Origin of the sequence: Gimesia benthica (genome assembly GCF_009720525.1) — a bacterium.
Taxonomy (GTDB): domain Bacteria; phylum Planctomycetota; class Planctomycetia; order Planctomycetales; family Planctomycetaceae; genus Gimesia; species Gimesia benthica.
Genome location: NZ_CP043930.1, coordinates 6172758 through 6191896 on the forward strand (window position 1 = coordinate 6172758; position 19139 = coordinate 6191896).

The 19139-nt window shown below is 54.8% G+C and carries 15 protein-coding genes; 4 read left to right on the forward strand and 11 right to left on the reverse strand.

The genetic code is table 11. The features are described 5' to 3' along the window. Window positions 1-25: 25 nt before the first annotated feature. The 3 genes from F1728_RS24015 to F1728_RS24025 all read right to left on the reverse strand — a co-directional run bounded on the left by F1728_RS24015 (window position 26) and on the right by F1728_RS24025 (window position 3999). Window positions 26-445 carry an Hsp20/alpha crystallin family protein gene (locus F1728_RS24015; RefSeq protein WP_194242493.1) on the reverse strand — a complete coding sequence of 140 codons (420 nt, stop codon included), beginning with the start codon at window positions 443-445 and terminating at the stop codon, window positions 26-28. 225 nt (window positions 446-670) lie between these two features. Then, window positions 671-2299 carry an SPFH domain-containing protein gene (locus F1728_RS24020; RefSeq protein WP_155366192.1) on the reverse strand — a complete coding sequence of 543 codons (1629 nt, stop codon included), beginning with the start codon at window positions 2297-2299 and terminating at the stop codon, window positions 671-673. A gap of 59 nt (window positions 2300-2358) precedes the next feature. Then, entirely contained in the window at window positions 2359-3999 is a 1641-nt protein-coding gene (locus F1728_RS24025) for an SPFH domain-containing protein (protein WP_155366193.1), read from the reverse strand. An 822-nt stretch (window positions 4000-4821) separates the two neighbouring features. Between F1728_RS24025 and F1728_RS24030 the strand changes: the two genes are divergently transcribed. Beyond that, complete coding sequence (locus tag F1728_RS24030) at window positions 4822-5310, forward strand: ferritin family protein (RefSeq protein ID WP_155366194.1); 489 nt, start codon at window positions 4822-4824, stop codon at window positions 5308-5310. 106 nt (window positions 5311-5416) lie between these two features. On the opposite strand, the gene F1728_RS24035 is transcribed toward F1728_RS24030, so the two are convergent. After that, a complete protein-coding gene (locus F1728_RS24035; protein WP_155366195.1) occupies window positions 5417-5929 on the reverse strand; it encodes a pyridoxamine 5'-phosphate oxidase family protein in 513 nt (170 codons plus the stop codon). 171 nt (window positions 5930-6100) lie between these two features. Further along, window positions 6101-6436 (reverse strand): rhodanese-like domain-containing protein, encoded by a 336-nt coding sequence (locus tag F1728_RS24040; RefSeq protein ID WP_155366196.1) that lies wholly within the window; start codon window positions 6434-6436, stop codon window positions 6101-6103. A 321-nt stretch (window positions 6437-6757) separates the two neighbouring features. Here F1728_RS24040 and F1728_RS24045 point away from each other — a divergent pair, with 321 nt between their 5' ends. Then, entirely contained in the window at window positions 6758-7822 is a 1065-nt protein-coding gene (locus F1728_RS24045; protein WP_155366197.1) for a sodium:calcium antiporter, read from the forward strand. Window positions 7823-7843: 21 nt separating this feature from the next. Here F1728_RS24045 and F1728_RS24050 read toward each other — a convergent pair whose 3' ends face one another. From F1728_RS24050 to F1728_RS24065, 4 genes are all read right to left on the reverse strand, one after another. Further along, complete coding sequence (locus F1728_RS24050; protein WP_155366198.1) at window positions 7844-9796, reverse strand: aconitate hydratase; 1953 nt, start codon at window positions 9794-9796, stop codon at window positions 7844-7846. Between the two features lie 181 nt (window positions 9797-9977). Beyond that, window positions 9978-10334 (reverse strand): SPW repeat domain-containing protein, encoded by a 357-nt coding sequence (locus F1728_RS24055; RefSeq protein ID WP_155366199.1) that lies wholly within the window; start codon window positions 10332-10334, stop codon window positions 9978-9980. A gap of 19 nt (window positions 10335-10353) precedes the next feature. Continuing rightward, window positions 10354-10995 (reverse strand): vitamin K epoxide reductase family protein, encoded by a 642-nt coding sequence (locus F1728_RS24060; RefSeq protein ID WP_145188651.1) that lies wholly within the window; start codon window positions 10993-10995, stop codon window positions 10354-10356. After that, on the reverse strand, window positions 10992-12095 hold the full coding sequence (locus F1728_RS24065) for an NAD-dependent epimerase/dehydratase family protein (protein WP_155366200.1): 1104 nt from the start codon (window positions 12093-12095) through the stop codon (window positions 10992-10994). Before F1728_RS24065 ends, F1728_RS24060 begins: the two co-directional genes overlap by 4 nt. Before the next feature lie 313 nt (window positions 12096-12408). On the opposite strand from F1728_RS24065, the gene F1728_RS24070 reads away from it, so the two are divergent. Together F1728_RS24070 and F1728_RS24075 are read left to right on the forward strand one after the other, a co-directional pair. Continuing rightward, window positions 12409-13851: a sigma-54-dependent transcriptional regulator gene (locus F1728_RS24070; protein ID WP_390642557.1), complete on the forward strand. Its 1443-nt coding sequence runs from the start codon at window positions 12409-12411 to the stop codon at window positions 13849-13851. A gap of 143 nt (window positions 13852-13994) precedes the next feature. Next, window positions 13995-15032: a sodium:calcium antiporter gene (locus F1728_RS24075; protein WP_155366202.1), complete on the forward strand. Its 1038-nt coding sequence runs from the start codon at window positions 13995-13997 to the stop codon at window positions 15030-15032. A gap of 41 nt (window positions 15033-15073) precedes the next feature. Here F1728_RS24075 and F1728_RS24080 read toward each other — a convergent pair whose 3' ends face one another. Continuing rightward, window positions 15074-16483: a carbohydrate porin gene (locus tag F1728_RS24080; protein ID WP_155366203.1), complete on the reverse strand. Its 1410-nt coding sequence runs from the start codon at window positions 16481-16483 to the stop codon at window positions 15074-15076. A gap of 213 nt (window positions 16484-16696) precedes the next feature. Next, window positions 16697-19105, reverse strand: coding sequence for an arylsulfatase (locus F1728_RS24085; protein ID WP_155366204.1), 2409 nt, complete (start codon window positions 19103-19105; stop codon window positions 16697-16699). Between the last annotated feature and the right edge of the window lie 34 nt (window positions 19106-19139).

Below are 19139 nucleotides of genomic sequence, written 5' to 3' on the forward strand. Positions count from 1 at the left end.
CATTCCTCACCAGATCAGTCAAAGACTAGGGTTGTTGTTTCAGTTTCTGTTTGGGGATTCTCAATGTCAGAGTTCCCGCTTTGTTTTCGCGTTCCACCCGATGCGGGTCGACGGCGTGTTCGAGCGGGAAGCGACGGAAAAAACTGCCTTTGCGGCGTTCGATGCAGACCCCCTGGGCAGATTTCTCAACACAGCCGGACTGACGCCAGCCGGAGATGCTGAGGGAATGCGGGGTGACTTCGATATGAATTTCATCCGTGGGGACGCCGGGGATATCGGCTTCCACGAAATAGGAGTCCGGGGTTTCATAAATATCGATTTCGGGTTGCCAGCCTCCCGAGGGGCCACAGATGCCCCACTGGCCGTGGAGTAAATCGTCGAAGGCCTGATCGATCTGCTGTTCGATGTTGCGGACCCGGATGGGCTTCCAGGGAAGTTGTGACATGAGAGCACCTGTCGATTCTCGATAGTACATGAGAAGTAAGTCGCTGCCGACATACTGTTCAGTTTACCTGCTGGAGGAGACTTCGTCCAGAATCGGGAAGGGAGAGAGGGACTCTGATTGTATGGCGAGAGTCCAGCGCCTGTCTCAAGCCGGAAAAGAAAACACGGAAAACAGAGCAGGCGGGTTCCTGGTGGAAAGCGCCTGTCTGTTTCCCGTGGGCAGGCCTTAGCGGGCTGGTCGCTGCTGCGTCGGAGCGGTTGAATCCGACTTGAGTGGAATGATGCCACGGACGCCGAAACCACCGTTGGCTTTATTCATGTCGGTCCAGAGCGTTCCTTCACCCGCGTAGAGAAAGTTCAGTTCGACATTGTCGGGCAGGTTGGTGGCAAAATACCAGTTGTTGTAGGCCTGGGGAGAACCGAAGGCATCGACGGCCAGTCGGAAGCGGTCTGATTTGGCTTCCTCAACCATCTTCTTACCTTCGTTGGTCGCTTCCCCCAGAATGGTTACAGCCTGGGCCTTCAGTTCTTCGGTCTCTTTGTCGATGGCGGCGACCAGCTTTTCGGTTTCGGCTTCAATCTTAGCCGCTTCACGCTGACCGCCGGCCTTGGCTTCTTCCACCTGCTTTTCCGTGTCGGCGTCCACGGTGTCGGTGGCCAGTTCAACTTTGTTTTCGGCTTCCCGAAGTCGGGCTTCTTCTTTGGCGGTGGATTGTTCTTCTTCGCGGGTGAGTTTTAATTCATCGGCGATGAAGGCCCGCTGGATCGGTTCGCGGACCTGTTTGGGAATGTAAACATGTCGCACCAGGCCGTAGAGCAGGGTGATCTCCTTATCGTCCAGGACGCTGTGGAACTGGTCGAGGCAGGTCTTCTGGTAGACTTCACGATCGCTGCCGACCAGCAACTGGACCGCCTTGTATTCCGAACCGTTGTTACGACAGATCGATTCGATCTGGGGCAGGACCACTTTCTTTTCGACCTGGTCCACGTTTCCGAATGTTCGGACAGCGTGAGCCGCCTGGTCGGGCATCAAACCCCAGATGCCGGTGAAGTCGATATGGATCGGGAAGCCGTCCGCACTGGGGAAGGCGATTCCACTGCGGGGATCGGAGATCTGTGGTTCGCCGTTTTCGTCCACGACGGTTTCTCCGAGTTGGTCATGTTTGACTTCTACGGAGATGGTACTGTGACGGTAACCGATTTCCACGATATCGATCTGCTGTTCGCGTCCATTGACGGGATAATTACCCGGGGGCAGTACTTTTTCCTGAACACCTTTCTTCACGCCGGTTGCCTGGTTGTCAGAGAGCTGCGTGACCACACCGACGTAACCGGTGGGGATCTCGACCCAGCCAGCGACTTTCTGGGACTGTCCCGAGGTGAAGTCGATTCGTTTTTTGACTTCGACTGTGTAGCCGTAGGGATTCACGCGATAGCGGCCCGGGTGCAGTACTTTGCGGAGCACGCCTTTGTATTCCGTATGACCGATGTCGCCGTCGACGAGGAAGTTAGCTCCTTCCTGGTTCTTTCCGAGTTTACAGGTGACTTCACCGATTTCACCCGGCTTGATGACCACGTCATCGACGAGTTTGCGTTCCCACCAGATGGGGCAGTAGAAGTGCCGTCCAGGGCCACGCATTTTTTCGAGGATGCCCATCTGGCCTTCTTTGGCCCACATGCCGGGTTCAGCCTGAATTCGATCTCCAAAGATCAGCGGACCTTTGTAACGGAGCTGCAGGCTCTGTCCTTCGGGGACGTAAATGCGGTCGATGGTCCAGTGGAACAGGAAAGCGGCGATGGCCAGCATCATCGACAGCACGACAACAGGGATGATGATCAATTTACTGCGTTGCATTGGTTTTATCTCCATTCTGGAGTGGTTGTGTTTTCTGAATCAAATGTGTTTCTGATAAATCACTTTTCCGTAGACACGGCGGTCACCGGTTGTGTCTTTGCTGGTTGCGGTGTGACTGGTGCAGAATCGGCGAAGTGATCGAAGATTCGCATCAGCGGTGAGTCTGCCGTGTTGGTCATGATCTTTTTGAATCCGGGGGCCAGCTTCTGGTAGAGGACATAGCGTCCGAAGCTGGAACCATCTCCGCCAAATGCTTCCACGGCCCTTTTCCAGCCCGCGGCATCCGCAACGTTCTCAAAGCCGATCACGGCTGCTTCCGCACGGGCCTTGGCAAGAATCGCCTGGGCTTTGTCTTTGGCTGCTTCCAGTTGTTCCTGGGCGACTTCCTTATCCCGCTCTGCCTGTTCGAGAGCGACCCCCTGTTCCTGACGGGCGAGGGTGATCTTTTTGATGATCTCCCGATCTGCGGTCACGAGGGCTGTCTTCTGTTCGATGAGCGCCGTCTCGGTGGCGAGGACGGCTTCCTGTTCTTTCTGCAGCGTTTCCCGGCCGTACTGTCCTTTTTTCTGGACGGCAATTTCGCGGTTTCGGAGCGGTTCCGCGATGGCTTCCGGAGGTGTGATCGTGGTGATCAGGGCCTGCACGATTTCGATGCCCTGTTCTTTACAGGTTTCGGTGATCTTGGTCTGGAACTCCTTCTGGAAAGCCGCACGGGTTTCACCGCCGATGAATTCGCGGGCACTGGTGTTAGAACCCCGCAGGCGACAGAAGGCCCGGGCGTTGGGCATGATGACCTTGTTGATGATTTCGTCGGCAATTGCCGTCGAACCTGTTTCGTCGTTCGAAACATCGTTGTAGGTTACGTAAGTCTGAGCCGCGGTGGTGGGGATGACGCGGAACTCGATGACGCCGTCGAGGGTAATCGGGAAACCGTCCTTACTGGGGAACATCATCACGCCCCCCTGGGAGAGGTCGAACCGGAGTGAACGCGTATCGATGGCGTTGATGCGGATCGTGTACGGATTCAGGTAGTACGTACCTTCGTCCAGGGTTTCTTTTTGTGGACCACGGTGGCCGGTATCAACGAGTAACTGGTTGGGATCTTCGGGCATGGGGCCGGCCAGGTTCGTGACGATGCCTTTGTAACCGGCGGGAATGACCTTGGGTTCCCAGAGCTCGATGATTTCGATGTAGTCGTTCTTGAGACGGGGTGCACCAACGGGCTGCTTCGAATTACGATCGATGACCAGGGCGTTGATGGCATAGCGACCTGGTTTGAGCACTTCCTGGATGATACCTTTGTGCTTTTCGCTGGTCGACATGAAGTCGCCGGGGGGCAGATCTTCGCCATAGAGTCGAATGCGGACGCCCATCGCGTCGGCGGGAATTTCGACCATCGGATAAATTTCCCAGTCCCACGTGTAGCAGTTGTAGAAGTAGCGTCCTTCGGGCAGGACTTCCCGCTGGAGTCCTTTGTGAGTGGCTTCTTTCAGCGTGAGGTCTGGCGAGATTTCCTGATCGTTGCTGAGGTCGTTACCGGTCTTGCGTGTCAGGACGGCAAAGTGCCGGGCGGGGACGTCGATGCGAAACTGGGAGTAGACCACGTACCCGAAAATCATCAGGAATAATCCGCCAACGAAGAGGCCGGTGATCCCGAATTTCAGCAAAAGAAGTCTGGCTTTGAATCGTTCGTCGCTCATTTCTGCTCCTTTGATCGAATCCGTCTCGACCGTGAATGAAAGCAATGCGTTTCTACAAGTCACTATCAATGTAGAAGATAGGTTGTTTTGATTTGCTGTATTACTTCACAGACAGGCTCTCAGGAATCTGAAGCATGTCTCTGTTGTTATTGAAAACGCAGGGGATTTCGGAGAGATCAAAAAATCGGTTCATCGAATGACCGATTTCGGTCGGTTTTCGCTAACCTGAATATCTGCAAGAGGTAAGGAAACTGGTTGTTTCTGTCGACAGGATTTCCGAAAAATAAGCGGATTTTTCTCTCTCAAATCACCCTGAAAACGTATTAAGTATGGAAGGAAAAAAGGGATCATGAGGATCCGAAAGGGTTGCGAGGAAAGGACTCGTCATCCGCCTCGCCTGTTGAAAGTGTGAGAAAGGAGGCTGGCTGTTAGTATCTCATATCTAAATTGGAAGGCAGCTCCATAATCGAGGGCGAATTTCGCAATAAGTGGGCTGAGGTCGTTGGGCCGAGGCATCCTGCATACGGGGAACTGTGATTCGCGCGCTTATGGAGCTGATTGGCTGGTGCCGGGAAGGGCAGCAGCTTTTTTTATGCGCGGTACAAAATCTTTGTGCAGTGGCAACGCGAATCTTTGCTTTGTTTCTTAATGTTCCTGTGCAGGCAAGCCGCTGCCTGACGAGCTTCCAGTGTGGGCGCTGAGCGACCAGATTTCTGTGATCATGGCTGTTAAAGCGGCTCTGGCGGCTGTATGGGCGATTTCAGACACTGGCATATGAATTGCACCTTAATCTGGCTGGTCCATTATTAAGGAGAACCCATCATGGCATATCGCAAAGTAGAAGATATTTTAGGACTGGTCGAGTCTTTTCATAAACGGATGCGTCAGGCTCTGGAACGCGTGGAAGTGGAATCCCGATCCGAAAGCGTAGAATGGCTCTCTAAACAGTTACGGGCGCACGAACTGCACTGGCAGGCTGCTTTGAACGGATACGGGAAGCGGGTGGCAGAAGGCGTATTGGATACGTGGTTGCAGTACATTCCGGATGAGGATGTGCGCGAGCAGCTGGATTCAATCCGGGTACAGCGTGATATGACGCTGGACGAGTTGAATGATATGAATATCCGGTTTCGCCAGGCATTGATTCAGTTGTATGAATCACTGGCCAATGGTTCTTCCGCACCGCGCGTCAAAGAACTGTTTGAGCAACTGCTGGAGTATGAAAAATCAGTGATCGCAGACCAGAGTCAGAAGTCTCGAGAATCGGACCTGGTGGATTCAGAGAGTCTGCCTCGGTCGCAGTCATCTTGATCGGCTCATGATTTAATGAAACGAAAAAAGCCCCGTGAAGCAGGTTGTGTTGCTTCCCGGGGCTTTTTTGTATCTGCCGGACTTTGCAGACTGGTCTTCAATCAGATCAGGACGGCGTGTCTGACCATTCCAGCTTATCGTGTTTCGGTGCTGTCGAAGTGAAGAAGAGTGCTCTTACCGCATCGGAGAGGTTTTGCACATTCGCATCCCAGTACTCAGCTTCTGCGACATGCACGCAAATCAGCATCAGGCTGGGGTCTTCCGGACCGCCTGAAAACCATTCATTCAGGCTGTCGGTCCAGAGCAGCTCTGCTTTCTGCTTGTTCTGGATGAGTTGTGCCTGGCCAGCGATAGAGATGTATCGGTCTTCTTTCGGTTCTGAGTAAACAAGGTTGACGGTCGGGTCTCGTTCGATTTCCTTGACCTTGGGATCATCGGCGTGGGTAAACAGCCAGAGTTCACCATCGAACTCATGCCGGGCTGTGATCATGGGTCTGCTTCTCAGACCCTGTTCGGAAGAGTGGGTTGTAAGCATGCAGATTTTAATATCGCGGATCAGTTCACGCAGTGTCTCGATGGACTGCTGACGTTCCTGTTGTTTCGGTTCTTGCTGATTCATTGATTCACCTGTTGATTCTTTAATAATAAGCTGACCGATGAGAATGAATGAATTGGCAGGAAACATTTCCATCGGCCAGCGAGAAAGCGTAAGACGAGTGATCACCGGATGCGCTGGTTACTGATGGCATTTGAGTAACCAGTGCATCTCACTCAGTAAGGATCACTCGAATTACGCTCCTGCAACGAGCTTTTCTCCGGCTTCGCTCCATGACTTCGATCCCCCTTCGTAGTCATAGACATAGGAGAAGCCTGCCTCTTCCAGCTTTTGTGCAGCCTGCTCGGAGGAACCGCAATCCTCGCTCGCACAATAAACGATAACGGTCTGTTCTTTACTGCCAGCCGCCTGTTCCACCTGCGAGACGAAATCGTCCTGCTGTTGAGGGATGTTCATGGAATTCGGGATATGTGCCTTCTGGAAGTCATCCTGTGACAGGGTGTTGACCAGAATACCTTTTTCATTACGCTGCATTTTGCCGCGGAGTTCTTCGGTCGAGATCGTTTGCATGATCGTCCTCCTGAATTGATTAAAAACTTTTGTAGTAACAGTCGGAGAAGAGTGCAAAACGCATACCACGACGGTACCGCTTTTGCTGATATTGAGGAAGGGCTGGTTAATACCACGAATGCCCCTGCTTCAGCAGAGATGAGTTTCATTTATCAGGGATTCATCTCGGGCCTGATGAGTTGATCGGACAGACTGTCGCATCGGTGCGACAGTCTGTCGTGGTTTTTGTGGGATGGGATTGTGGTCTGAGCGTTCGTTCTGGTCGTTTGTCAGTCTTATCGCAAGCTAAGTTATTTCAGATAGAAAGAAGTTGTTGACTCAATGTCATTAATCGAGTTGCAGACAAATCCGCTGGTTTTGAATGTGGTCCTGTTCAGTCTCGCAGCCGGGGGAGTCTGGTTATGTGGTTCCAGGCTGAGTTATTACGTTGATCTGATCGCAGAACGCACGGGGATTGGAAAAGCGTTCGCCGGGGCGTTGCTGCTGGGAGGTGCGACCAGCCTGCCTGAACTGGGGACTACACTCAGTGCCTCTGTCTCGGGGGCTGCGGAGATGGCGGGGAACAATCTGCTGGGCGGGGTGGTGATGCAGATCGCAGTGCTGGCCGTACTGGATGCGATTTTCCTGCGGAACAAACCGCTGACCCTGTTCTCTCCTAAAGCAACGCTCCTGGTGCAGGGGGTGTTTTTGATCCTGATGTTGAGCTTCAGTATCATTACGTTGGTGACCGGCGAACTGCTAGTGGTCTGGGGAGTGGGGCTCTGGCCCGTGCTGCTATTCCTGGCCTATCTGTTTTGCCTGGGAGTATTTCATCGCTATGAAGGGGAACCGCGGTGGGAACCAGCGGGAGAATTCAAGCAGCCGATTGAATCGCCTCGTGATGTAAAAAATGCGCATCCCGAATATCGAGATCTGAGTACCCGGCAGCTGGTGATACGCTTTGTTCTGGCTGCGGCTGGTGTGCTGGTGAGCGGCTTTGTCGTGGCGCGGACGGGAGAAGTGCTGGCGGATCAAAGTGGTCTTGGCCAGAGCCTGATCGGTGCGACGCTGGTCGCGCTGGCGACCAGTCTGCCGGAGTTGAGTACTACGTGGACGGCAGTTCGTTTCGGTGCTTACAGTATGGCGGTGGCAAATATTCTGGGGACGAACCTGCTGGAAGTCGCGCTGTTTCTACCTGCCGACTTGGCTTATCGGGAGGGAGCAATTATTGACAGCCTGGATCCCTCTGCAAGTTTTCTGGCAGCGCTGGGAATCATTTGCACTGGACTGTATCTCTGGGGGATACTCGAACGCCGCGATAAGACCATCCTGGGGATGGGCTACGATTCGGCCATGATTTTGCTGGTTTATTTCAGTGGCATGGGCCTGTATTACTATGTGCTTTGAGCAATAGATAACCGATGTCTGTCAGGCCTGTTTCTGCCGGGACGAACGTGCCCAGTTGATCAATCCGCCTGCGAGCAGGATCTCACGCTGACGTTCTGAGAGCCCATGTCGAGCTGTGATGGTGTTGTGACCATTGATATGGACCTGGATTGTCGGCTGATCTGCGACCTGATGCCTGAGTGATTCCATATGCAACAGTACGTTCTGCTCAATCTCTGCGTAATCGTCCGGGTTTTCAAACGTGAGGGGGATAATGCCGAAGTTGACGAGGTTCTGCCAGTGGATGCGGGCAAAGCTTTTGGCGATGACCAGTCGCAGCCCGAGATAGCGTGGAGCGAGCGCTGCATGTTCGCGACTGGAGCCCTGTCCGTAGTTTTCTCCGGCGACGATTGAATGACCGCCCGCTTCGCGAACGTCCTGGGCGTCTTCTGCATAATGGGAGTCGATCTGCTCGAATGCGAAGCGACTGATTTCGGGAATATTGCTGCGATAGGGGAGGACTCGGGCACCCGCGGGCAGGATTTCGTCCGTCGAGATGTTATCGCGCATTTTGAGTAGTATGGGAACCTCGAGTTCATCGGGCAGGGGTTCAAATTCCGGGATGGATTTAATATTTGGTCCTTTGCGGAGTTCGAACTGAGTGAGGTTGTCGTCCGTAGGCGGTGCCTGAAAGAGTTCGTCGCGACTGGTCCGAACCTGGGGGATCTCGATTGAGGGGCAGGGCATTTCCAGGGTACGGGGGTCGGTAATGCATCCGGATAATGCGGAAGCGGCAGCCGTCTCGGGACTGACCAGGCAGACCTTGTCTTCCCGGGTTCCACTCCGCCCGGGAAAGTTGCGAGGAACGGTTCGCAGACTGATCTGATCGGTGGCGGGCGCCTGCCCCATGCCGATGCAGCCATTGCATCCCGCCTGGTGAATGCGGGCACCAGACTGGATCAACGCACCCAGAGCACTCTGTTCGACCAGGGACATCAGGATCTGCCGTGAACTGGGATTGATGTCGAGTGATACGCGCGGATGAATGCGGCGGCCTCGGACGATTTCGGCAGCGATGGCGAAGTCGCGATAGCCGGGATTGGCAGAGGAACCGATGTAGGCCTGGTAGATCGGTGGGCCGGCCTGTTCGCGAACAGTGTGCACATTGCCCGGACTGGAGGGGAGTGCGATCAATGGTTCGAGGGCCCCCAGATCGATTTCGTCCTCAATGTCATAGCTGGCATTCGCGTCGGCTGTCTGTTCCGTATAATCGTCCGCGCGTCCCTGTTCGTGCAGGAAATGCTGAATCTCTGTGTCAGCCGGGAAGACCGTGGCGGTTGCGCCAAGCTCCGCACCCATATTGGCGATCACGTGACGGTCCATGGCCGAGAGCTGTTCCAGACCGGGACCGTGGTATTCGATAATGCGATTCACGGCTCCTTTGACGTCGTGCCGACGCAACATTTCGAGGATCACATCTTTCGCACTGACCCATTCGGGGAGTGTGCCCGTGAGATGAACGCCCCAGATCTCGGGCATCTTGAGATAGAAGGGAAAGCCTGCCATGGCCATCGCGACTTCGAGTCCACCTGCGCCGATAGCCAGCATGCCGAGTGCACTGGCGGAACAGGTATGGCTGTCTGAACCGAGCAATGTTTTGCCTGGCTTGCCGAAATATTCCTGATGCAGGGGATGACTGACGCCATTCCCGGGACGACTGAACCAGAGGCCGAAACGCTGACAGGCGCTTTGCAGGAAGAGATGGTCATCGGGATTTTTGAAGTCTTCCTGCAAGAGATTATGATCGACGTACTGCACGGAAACTTCGGTCTGCACGCGATCGAGCTGCATCGCTTCGAGTTCCAGCATGACCAGGGTGCCGGTGGCGTCCTGAGTGAGTGTCTGATCGATGTGGAGACCGATTTCTTCTCCCGGTTTCATAGAACCTTCGACCAGATGCGAGCGGATGAGCTTTTGAGCAAGATTAGCGGCCATGACTGACTCCTTGGAAAGGGCGGGCGCTGAGAGCCCATTGATCTTGGCGCGAGTGGATCGTGCTTTGATTCAGTGAACCCGCTTAAAAATTGATTGTAAGTTGTAATGTTGCACCAGGGCCGGACCCTGCCTTATCGGCCGCGGAGCTGAATTGTCTCCTCGAAGTGTTGTGTTCCTGTTGTTACGACATCCCCGGTGTTTGTTCGTACCAGCAGCGGGGAGGCTGACTGGCCCGGTTGGGCACCAGGGCAAACATCAATAATAATAAGCCGGTCATGATCAGGTTCTGGAGTGCGGGGGGAATAGGAGCCGGGACGGCGAAACGTCCATAGCCGATCATGGCCAGCGCAAGAAAGAAGATCGCTAAATGTGCGTGGCGCAGTGGCGGCCAGTAAGAAACCAGGCTGAGGCAGATGACCAGTAGGGCACTGACCCAGGTTACTGTTGTCAACGCAGGCACCTGTTCTCCCGCAGGGAAGATAAAGGGACTGATGGCCAGCCAGCAGCCCAACATGAATTCAATGACGCGCGACCACATGCGATTCTCCCTTGATAACTCAGGTTCTCTGTACCATCTCACTGGCGATTTCATCGGCGATTTTTGTGGGACGTCCCCAGAGCACCTGCCAGAGCACTTTTTTGTCGTGTGTCCGCTGCCAGACGCGATAGAGCAGCTTGAGTGAGGCGTAGACTTCGTCATAAGCCATCACGACCAGTACCAGTGAGATGACCGCGGTGATCAGACAGAGCAGACACCAGTTGCCGACAATCGTTGCCTGGCAGACGACGAGAATCGCACTGACGATTCCCAGCGGAATGACATCGATCCCAAACAGAATGACCAGCCAGGGACGGTATTGCCAGCGACGGGTCGAGCCTGCCAAACCGAAGATCGCATCACCCAGATACGCGAGCGCACCGAGAGCTGCGTCCGGCACCCCGAACCAGTAATGCATTTTAAGAGCGACATCTGAGGTCAGTACCTTACGCGTCTGTTCGCCGAAGACCGGATCCCAGGGAGCTTCAATCAGCCCCCACTGAAAGAGGGCCATATGCCCTGCCAGTAAGAAGGCGATGCTGGCCAGAATGCAGATCGGAATTCGCTGACTCCAGGTGGACGGGTTATAATCGAACGGCGGAACTGCGACCTCAAGGTCAGCCTGTTCTGCGGGATACCCTTTGAGCGATAACTGGCTCATTTCCGGGCTCCCGTGGCTTCGAGCTGCGGTAAGTCATCTGGGACCGGCAGACCGTTTTCTTCATACCAGGCTTTGGGATCGTCGAGCAGCGCGTCGATCATGTCGGGCAGTGTTTCGCGGAGCAGGTGCCGGGGTTCCCAGCCGAGCTGTTCCCGGGCCCGTTCCGCGCTGACCGGATAGTTCTGGTCGGCCAGATCGATCATCCAGGGTTTGATGAACGGGGCGTCTGAGTCAGCTGCGAGCTGATCTTTCACCCACGCACCTGCCTTGGCGGCTGCTTTGGGAATCCGAATGGCAGGCCACTGGTCCCCATGGAGATAGAGTCCGATTTTTTCCTGCAGTTCTTCATAGCTCATGACGTCTTCTTCACCGATAACGAACAGACTGTGTTCCGGAAGTCGGCGGCGATGACCGATGACTGCTTCGAAACAGCCGACCAGATCGTTCAGATGCAGAAAGGCCTGGCCGTGTGTTTTGTCGCCGGGGAAGAAATAACTTTCCAGCTTCTTCTGGAAGATACGAGAGATCTGCTGCCCGATGGGAATCGAGTGACACTGCTCATCATAGACGCCGGCCAGTCGCAGAATGACGGTCGGAATCGATCCGGCGTACTGCCGAATGGTGGACTCGGCTTCCAGCTTGGACTGGGGATATTGCCATTCCGCTTCGACGGGTGAGGAAGCCTGAATAAGCTCCCCTTCGTCGGCCGACTTTTGCACCAGCAGAGAACTCGAGAAGATAAACTGCTCGACGTCAAAATCCTGCAGTCCCTGTAGGAGCCGCCGGGTGCCAGCCACGGTCAGGTCCTGGTACAGCGGGCTCGGCTCGCCGGAAAAGTCGTAGTAGGCGGCCAGGTGAACCACGCTGGCGATTTTACTGCCGTGCTGAGCCTTGAGGTCTGACAGTGCGCGGGCGACCGAATCATCGTCTGTCAGATCACAGGAAATCCACTCTGCGGAATGCTGCTCTTCGGGCAGTGGTTTGACATCAAAGGCGACCACCTGGAACTGTTCTGAGAACGCTTGTACGAGTCGTGTGCCGATCAACCCGGCTGCTCCGGTAACCAGAATAACGGGTTTCTCTATCGATGTGCCATTCATGCTCTGCCTCCCTTCTGTCGGTTTCGATTGAAATTCAGAGAAAGAACGCCGCAACTGGGATGCCAAGCAGGGATTTTTCCACTGGTTTGCAACAATCTGCAGAGAATGCAGTCATATTGCCGTACTTATGACTTTCGGCATGTCAGATTGACTTTCCCGTTGATCGCTGAGCCGTCAGGCTGATTGCTGACCAGCCCGAGAACAGGGCGGAATAATGCTAAAAGAAACGATTCTATGTGCAATTCTCCATGGCACGGGCTTTGCGAAACTGAAAAGTAACGTAAGTCTGTTCAGAAGGGGGGAGAACAAAAACATGTCTAACAACCACTTATTGCTCATTTCAGAAGAACAATCTTCAGACTCAAAAATATACAACTGGTTTTCAAAACAGGATTTCTGTCAAACTCAGTGCTGTGTGCCGAGTGAGGTATCACAGCACCTGGAACAGAGGGTCGACCTGATTCTCTGTGATACCGGAGAGGATGTCAGTATCTCGCTGGAACTGCTTTATCTCGGTAAACAACAGGCACCTGAAGTGCCTTTTCTGATTGTGTCACAGACCAGTGATGTCGCGACAGCGGTCGCCGCGATGAAACAGGGGGCAGACGAATTTCTGGTCAAGCCGTTGCAGCCTGAATCGCTGGTCAAATTAATTAAGGGATATCTGCAGGCTCGACAATCGCGAGTCGCTGTAGAAGAGCAGCACGGATCCAGCACTGCGCGACTGGGGCGTTACGTGGGGTTTGAAACAATGGTGGGGGCGACCCAGGTCATGCAGCAGCTGTTTGAGCGGGCGCAGCGTGTCGCCGACACAGACAGTACGGTATTGATTACGGGAGAATCGGGAACCGGAAAGGAACTGCTGGCCGAGGCGATTCATCGTAACAGTCTGCGTGCAGAACATCCCTTTGTGACGATCAACATGGCTGCGGTGCCGGAACACCTGGTGGAAAGTGAACTGTTCGGGCATGTGAAAGGTTCCTTCACCGACGCCAGTGAATCACGGGTGGGCCGTTTTGAGGCAGCGCATGGCGGAACCCTGTTCATCGACGAAATCGGAGACTTCAAACTGGAGTCGCAGGCCAGACTGCTACGAGTGCTGGAGAATCACCGGGTGACCCTGATCGGCAGTAACCGCGACCGGGAAGTGGATGTGCGTGTCATCGCGGCGACCAGTCATCCATTACAGCAGATGGTACAGACGGGAGACTTTCGCGAAGATCTGTTCTATCGGCTGAATGTCGTCAATCTGGCCTTGCCGCCTCTACGCGAACGGCGGGATGACATACCGGTGCTGGTGAACTTTTTTCTGACACAGCTGTGTCAGGATCTCAAACGTGATGTGCCGCAGCTGGATCCCGAGCTGGAGGCCTGGCTGCGGAATGGCCACTGGCCGGGCAATATTCGGCAGCTGCGTAACTGCCTGGAGAGTATGCTGGTGCTGTCGCGGGAAGAAGTGCTGACGCTGGCCGATCTGCCCGAGATGATGAACGGGGGGCAGCTGGCAGCAGGCCAGATTGCGATTCCTGCAGGAACCCGGCTGGAGGATCTGGAACGCACGGCGATCGAGCAGACGCTCAAACGTTATCGGGGAAACCGGACCCAGTCGGCCCGCTCACTGGGAGTTTCCGTGAGGACGCTGCAGAGAAAGTTGAAAGCCTGGGGGGTGATGTCGGACTCTCGCGGGAATGGTCAATCGGAGGAAACAGCGAAGCTCGGGCTGCAGGGATCGGGGACGATTTCTACTTCGCGTTGAATTGTTTCTAAAGGCGGAGATCGGTAACTGCGAGACTGCGTTGCCATCGCTGTACTCAACCGGTACAACAGAGCATGAACTAAATCAACGTGACATGCTGAAGAATTCTACTGTTGAACTTCCGCTAGAAGAACCACTGCACCATGTATGAATTAAATCTGCCACTCTGGGGCGATGTCACCGTGTTTATCATGGCGGCTGTGGTGATCGGTGTTTCGGGAGTCAAGCTGGCGGAATATGCGGATCGGCTGGCAGATCGGACCGGTCTGGGTGAAGCGGTGACTGGAACGATCATGCTGGGGCTGATCACTGCGCTGCCTGGACTGGCGGCTTCGGTGACGGCGGCTTTGCAGGGACATGCGGTGCTCGCGTTGAGTAACGCGATGGGAGGCATCGCCTTTCAGACGACTGTGCTCGCGCTGGCCGACGTGTTGCATCGTAAGGCAAATCTGGAACATGCGGCTGCTTCGGCCACGACGATGATCCAGACCATCATGCTGATCCTGCTGATCACAATTGTGCTGCTTGGTCTGGGAAGTCCCAATGTGGTGATCGGGCCCGTGCATCCGGCAACGCTGCTGTTACTGGCGGGGGCTGTGATGGCGTTCTGGCTGACCTATCGCGTGCAGGAAGAACCGATGTGGCATCCGCGGCATACTTCTGAGACGGTACTTGATGAACCTGCACCCGGTTCACAGCACGAGCGGCTCTGGCTCTTGTGGACAGGACTGGTATTTTCAGGTTTGCTAACCTTAATCAGTGGCAGCCTGGTCGCGGAATCGGCGGGAAACATTCAGGATAAAACGAACCTTTCCGCGCCGATTGTAGGTGGTCTGCTGATGGCGGGGGCGACTTCGCTTCCCGAACTGGTCACCTGCCTGGCAGCGGTCAGGCGCGGAGCACTGACACTGGCGGTGAGCGATGTGGTCGGCGGTAATTTCTTTGATGTGCTGTTCATCGCGGCTGCCGATTTTACATTTCTCAGCGGTTCGATCTATCACGGCCCGGGGATGGGGACACGGGAGATTCTGCTGACGACGATCACACTCTTGCTGAATGTGGTTCTGCTCTCCGGATTGATCTACCGACAGAAGCATGGTCCGGGTAATATCGGTTTCGAAAGTCTGTTGATGCTCGTCATTTACCTGGCTGGTTTCATTGTGCTGTCGCTGATGCAGTGATGAATTCACCAAAGAGAACGCGATCAATCACCTGTATTCGATCAAAGATCAATTACGGCACGTAAGCCGACGAGCAGGGCGGTGTCGACGGTTTGACGGGCGGGGCGGATGACCTGCATGTCGGTGGTCAGGTGGAACCATTTGGTGACTTCTACGTTGTAGAACAGTTCAACGCCGTATCCGTCACCGACGCCTCCCAGCACCTTGTCGATGAAGGGGGTCAGGCGGTCGCTGGTGGCGGAATAATACCAGCCGATACCGAAGGTGTCTGCTTCGCGGCTGGCAATGGGACTGCTGCCGCCGATCCCGAGGCTGAGGAACCACTCGATGGGATTCGTCTGCTTATCGGCGATCCCGGCACGGCCGAACAGACCCCAGCCACGCTGGGGATTGTCGGGATCGATCACCAGGTATTGATCGAAGTTCCAGTAAAATGACCAGGACTCGGATTCTCGGTCGATGGGCACAGTGGGCAGAACGAACAGGGGGTCCTGTTCCAGCGAAGCGAACGATCGAGTGCTGTAGCTGGCTCCGAACAGGAAGTGTCCCGGTTTGCCGAAGAGATTCGTGGGGAGACGCAGTTCGGGAATGATGGCAGCACCGTGGGCGAACAGTTCATCGAAGCCACTGGTGCGGGTGGTATCTGTCGCGTTGAGGACGGTGAAGGTGAAGATCGGTTCGCCTTCTCTGAGGATCAGAAAGCCGGTTCCAAGTGTTGAATAGACGATGGTTCGCAGACCGATGGGCGTGGCGATAAAGGCGGTATTGGAGAACTGGGTTTTGCCGCGACCATGGGCGAAGGCATTCATGTCGCCGTCGAGTGTGTCGAGTTTCCCCGCGAAGACACCAAACGATTCGGAAAACATCTGAGTAAACAGGACGTTGGTCAGATAGAGCTCGTTGCTGTAGGAGACCGGCAAATCGGGAGCCAGGGTGGCGGGGATAATTGCGCCGGTTGCATTGTTAATGGTTTCACCAAAACGGTGTTCGGCGCGGAGCTTGACGAACAGGCCCTGAGGTCCGCCCAGCTTGCCTGAGTCGATATTCATCACATAGTCGCCGTGACCTGAGTAGCGAAATTCCTGTTCCCGACCTCCCGAGGCGACTCCCATGTAGTATTGAATCAGGTCGGCATCGAAGGTGATTCCCTGCTCAGCCAGACAGGCACGACGCGGAAACAGGTTCTGCGTCAGCGTTGTCTGCGTCCAGAAGTCGGGACCATCACAACAGACGCAGGGACCGGTGTTCTCAGCGCAGGTTGACTCAGTGCAGAGCAGATCAGACTCGGCTGTCTGCTGCATTTCTTCGTAGAGGGAGACTGGTAACGCATCGTCGGCGAAAGCAGATCGACTGAGGGGAGCAGAACAGCAGAGGCAAATCAGGCAGCAGATCGAGACGGTTAAGCGACCGCGTTCCAGGATCCAGAGTAGATTGGTAGAGCCTGGGATCATAGTTGTTCTCGAAAAGTAGAGAGTTAAAGGAATCTGAACCTTTAGATACTTTTCGTCGCCTGTCGACGGTCGCTGAATGTTTTTTTCGTTAAGACTGGAATAAGCGGAACGTCGTCGGTCAGTTTGTAACGGTTATAGCGGTTGGGCTGACTCTTACTATTGAGAGTCCTATGGCAGTTGAATTCCGCTGCCGAACTGCTTTTTCCTGCCCGGTTACCGCGACAAAGCTGCTTTGACCTGGGTTTCGCGATATTGCTGCAGTTGTTCTTCCGTGAGTGGGTGCTCGGTGATTTTGATGGTTACTTTTTTGAGGTCCCCGGTGAATTTGAAGGGGATCTTATAATCCTCACTGACCGGGGTGCCGGTGTCCTCACCGATATCGAGTGTTTCATCGAGCGACATGCGGTAGCCGACAGTTTGCGGGATCCTGCTGACAGCGACTTTGTTCCCGTCGACAGTGAGCGTGGCCTGGCCTCCTTTGCCGACGCCTCCGCCATCGTATTTGAAGTCGAGGGTGATGACGTGCTTGCCCGGCTTCAGTTTTTCTTTACCAGCGACGTTATAGCGTTCTACGCCACACAGGTTGTAATGGAAGACCGGCCTCCCCTCGAGCACATACAGTCCGAGGCCACAGAAGCGACCGCCTTGTGTCATCAGCAAGCCTTCTGCTCCTGATTCGGGAATATCAACGACTGCAGAGATCCCAAACGATTTGTTTTTAAGATCGGGGGCAGACCCTTCCGGGATCCGCAGCATTTCGTCGTAATAGGTGAAGGTATCGCGTCCCCTGGTCAGGCTGGGCCGGTTTTTGACATCGAGTCGTTCGGCTTTACTGTTATCCAGCGGGAGCACATTGTTTTTGACCGCTTCGATATAAAACAGTCGCTGGAGTTCTTTGAGTTTCTCCGGATATTTCTCGGCCAGATTGACGGACTCTGAAAAGTCATCATCGATGTTGTAGAGTTCCCACTGGTAGCCGTCGATGACATCCACCGGATCTGCCACGCTGACCCAGGGAGGCGTTGTGGGAGTCGTGCAGGCGATCCAGCCTTTATCATAGATAGCCCGGTTCGCGAGCATTTCAAAGTACTGCGTTTCGCGTTTCGACGGGGCCTGGGGATCATCCCAGGTATAAGCCATGCTGACGCCCTGGATTGGTTCCTGAGTGATGCCGTTGATGGAATCGGGGGCAGGCAGTTGTGTGGCTTCCAGAACGGTGGGGAGAATATCGATCACATGATGAAACTGGGAACAGACGGCTCCCTTGTTTTTGATGCGCGCCGGCCAGGACATGACCAGGCCATTGCGGGTTCCGCCGAAATGGGAGGCGACCTGCTTGGTCCATTGGAAGGGCGAGTCCATGGCGTGTGCCCAGCCGATGGGATAGTGATTAAAGGTGGTCGGGCTGCCCAGTTCATCCCTGCGGCGGTAGACCTCTTCGAAATCTTCTTTGATGTTATTGAAGAAGGTCATTTCGTTGAGCAGTCCCTGGGCACTCCCTTCGGCACTGGCGCCATTGTCTCCCTGGATATAGATCACCAGCGTGTTGTCGAGTTGTCCCAGTTCGTCGATGGAATCGATGAGTCTGCCGAACTGATGGTCGGCGTGGGAAAGAGCAGCCGCGTAGACTTCCATCATGCGGGCATAGACTTCTTTCTGGCGGTCGTCGAGTGAGTCCCAGGCGGGAATGCCTTTGGAGCGTTCGGTCAGACGGGTTCCCTCGGGGACCACTCCGAGTTTTTTCTGACGCGCCAATGTTTCCTTGCGTACTTCGTCCCAACCCTGGTCAAACTGCCCTTTGAATTTCTCGATCCAGGCTTTGGGGGCGTGATGCGGTGCATGCGCGGTTCCCGTAGCGTAATAACAGAGGAACGGTTTGTCGGGAGCGACAGCGTTCTGCATGCGAATCCAGTTTATCGCCCGGTCAGCCATGTCTTCATCGAAATTATAGTTCGGGTCGTTGGCCGGCGGTTCGATGGGCCGCGTGTTTTCCACCAGGGCGGGAGTCCACTGGCTCGTATCTCCCCCCACGAATCCGTAGAAGTATTCAAAACCCAGCCCCACAGGCCAGAGGTCGAAGGGACCGGCCTGTGATGTATGCCAGTCGGGGACGTTATGATTTTTACCGAACCAGGACGTATTATAGCCGTTGAATTTCAGGATCTGTCCGATAGTCCCACACGATTTGCGAACCAGAGTATTGTAGCCGGGATAGCCGACACCAATTTCCATGATGCCACCTGTGGCTGCGGTATGATGGTTGCGACCGGTGATCAGGGCAGCCCGGGTGGGGGAGCAGAGTGCCGTGGTATGGAACTGGTTGTAACGCAGCCCCGATTTTGCCAGCCGGTCAAAGGTGGGGGTGGGAATCGGGCCGCCGAATGTACTGGAGGCCCCAAAGCCGACATCATCGGTCAGGATGATCAGCACATTGGGCGCTCCCTTAGGGGCTTTGACCTCCTGGGGAAAGTCTCTGACCGATTCGGAAGCCTTAACGCCGATCTTTCCTTTGAAAGGGGGCTGGGCAATCGGCAGTTTCGTGCGATTGAACTCTTCTGCGGTAACAGAGAGAGGCAGTGTAGAGACACAGAGCAGGTAGAGGCAGCATCGAAACGAGCGCATCGGATTTTCTCCCGAGAAGTTTGTATGGAGATAC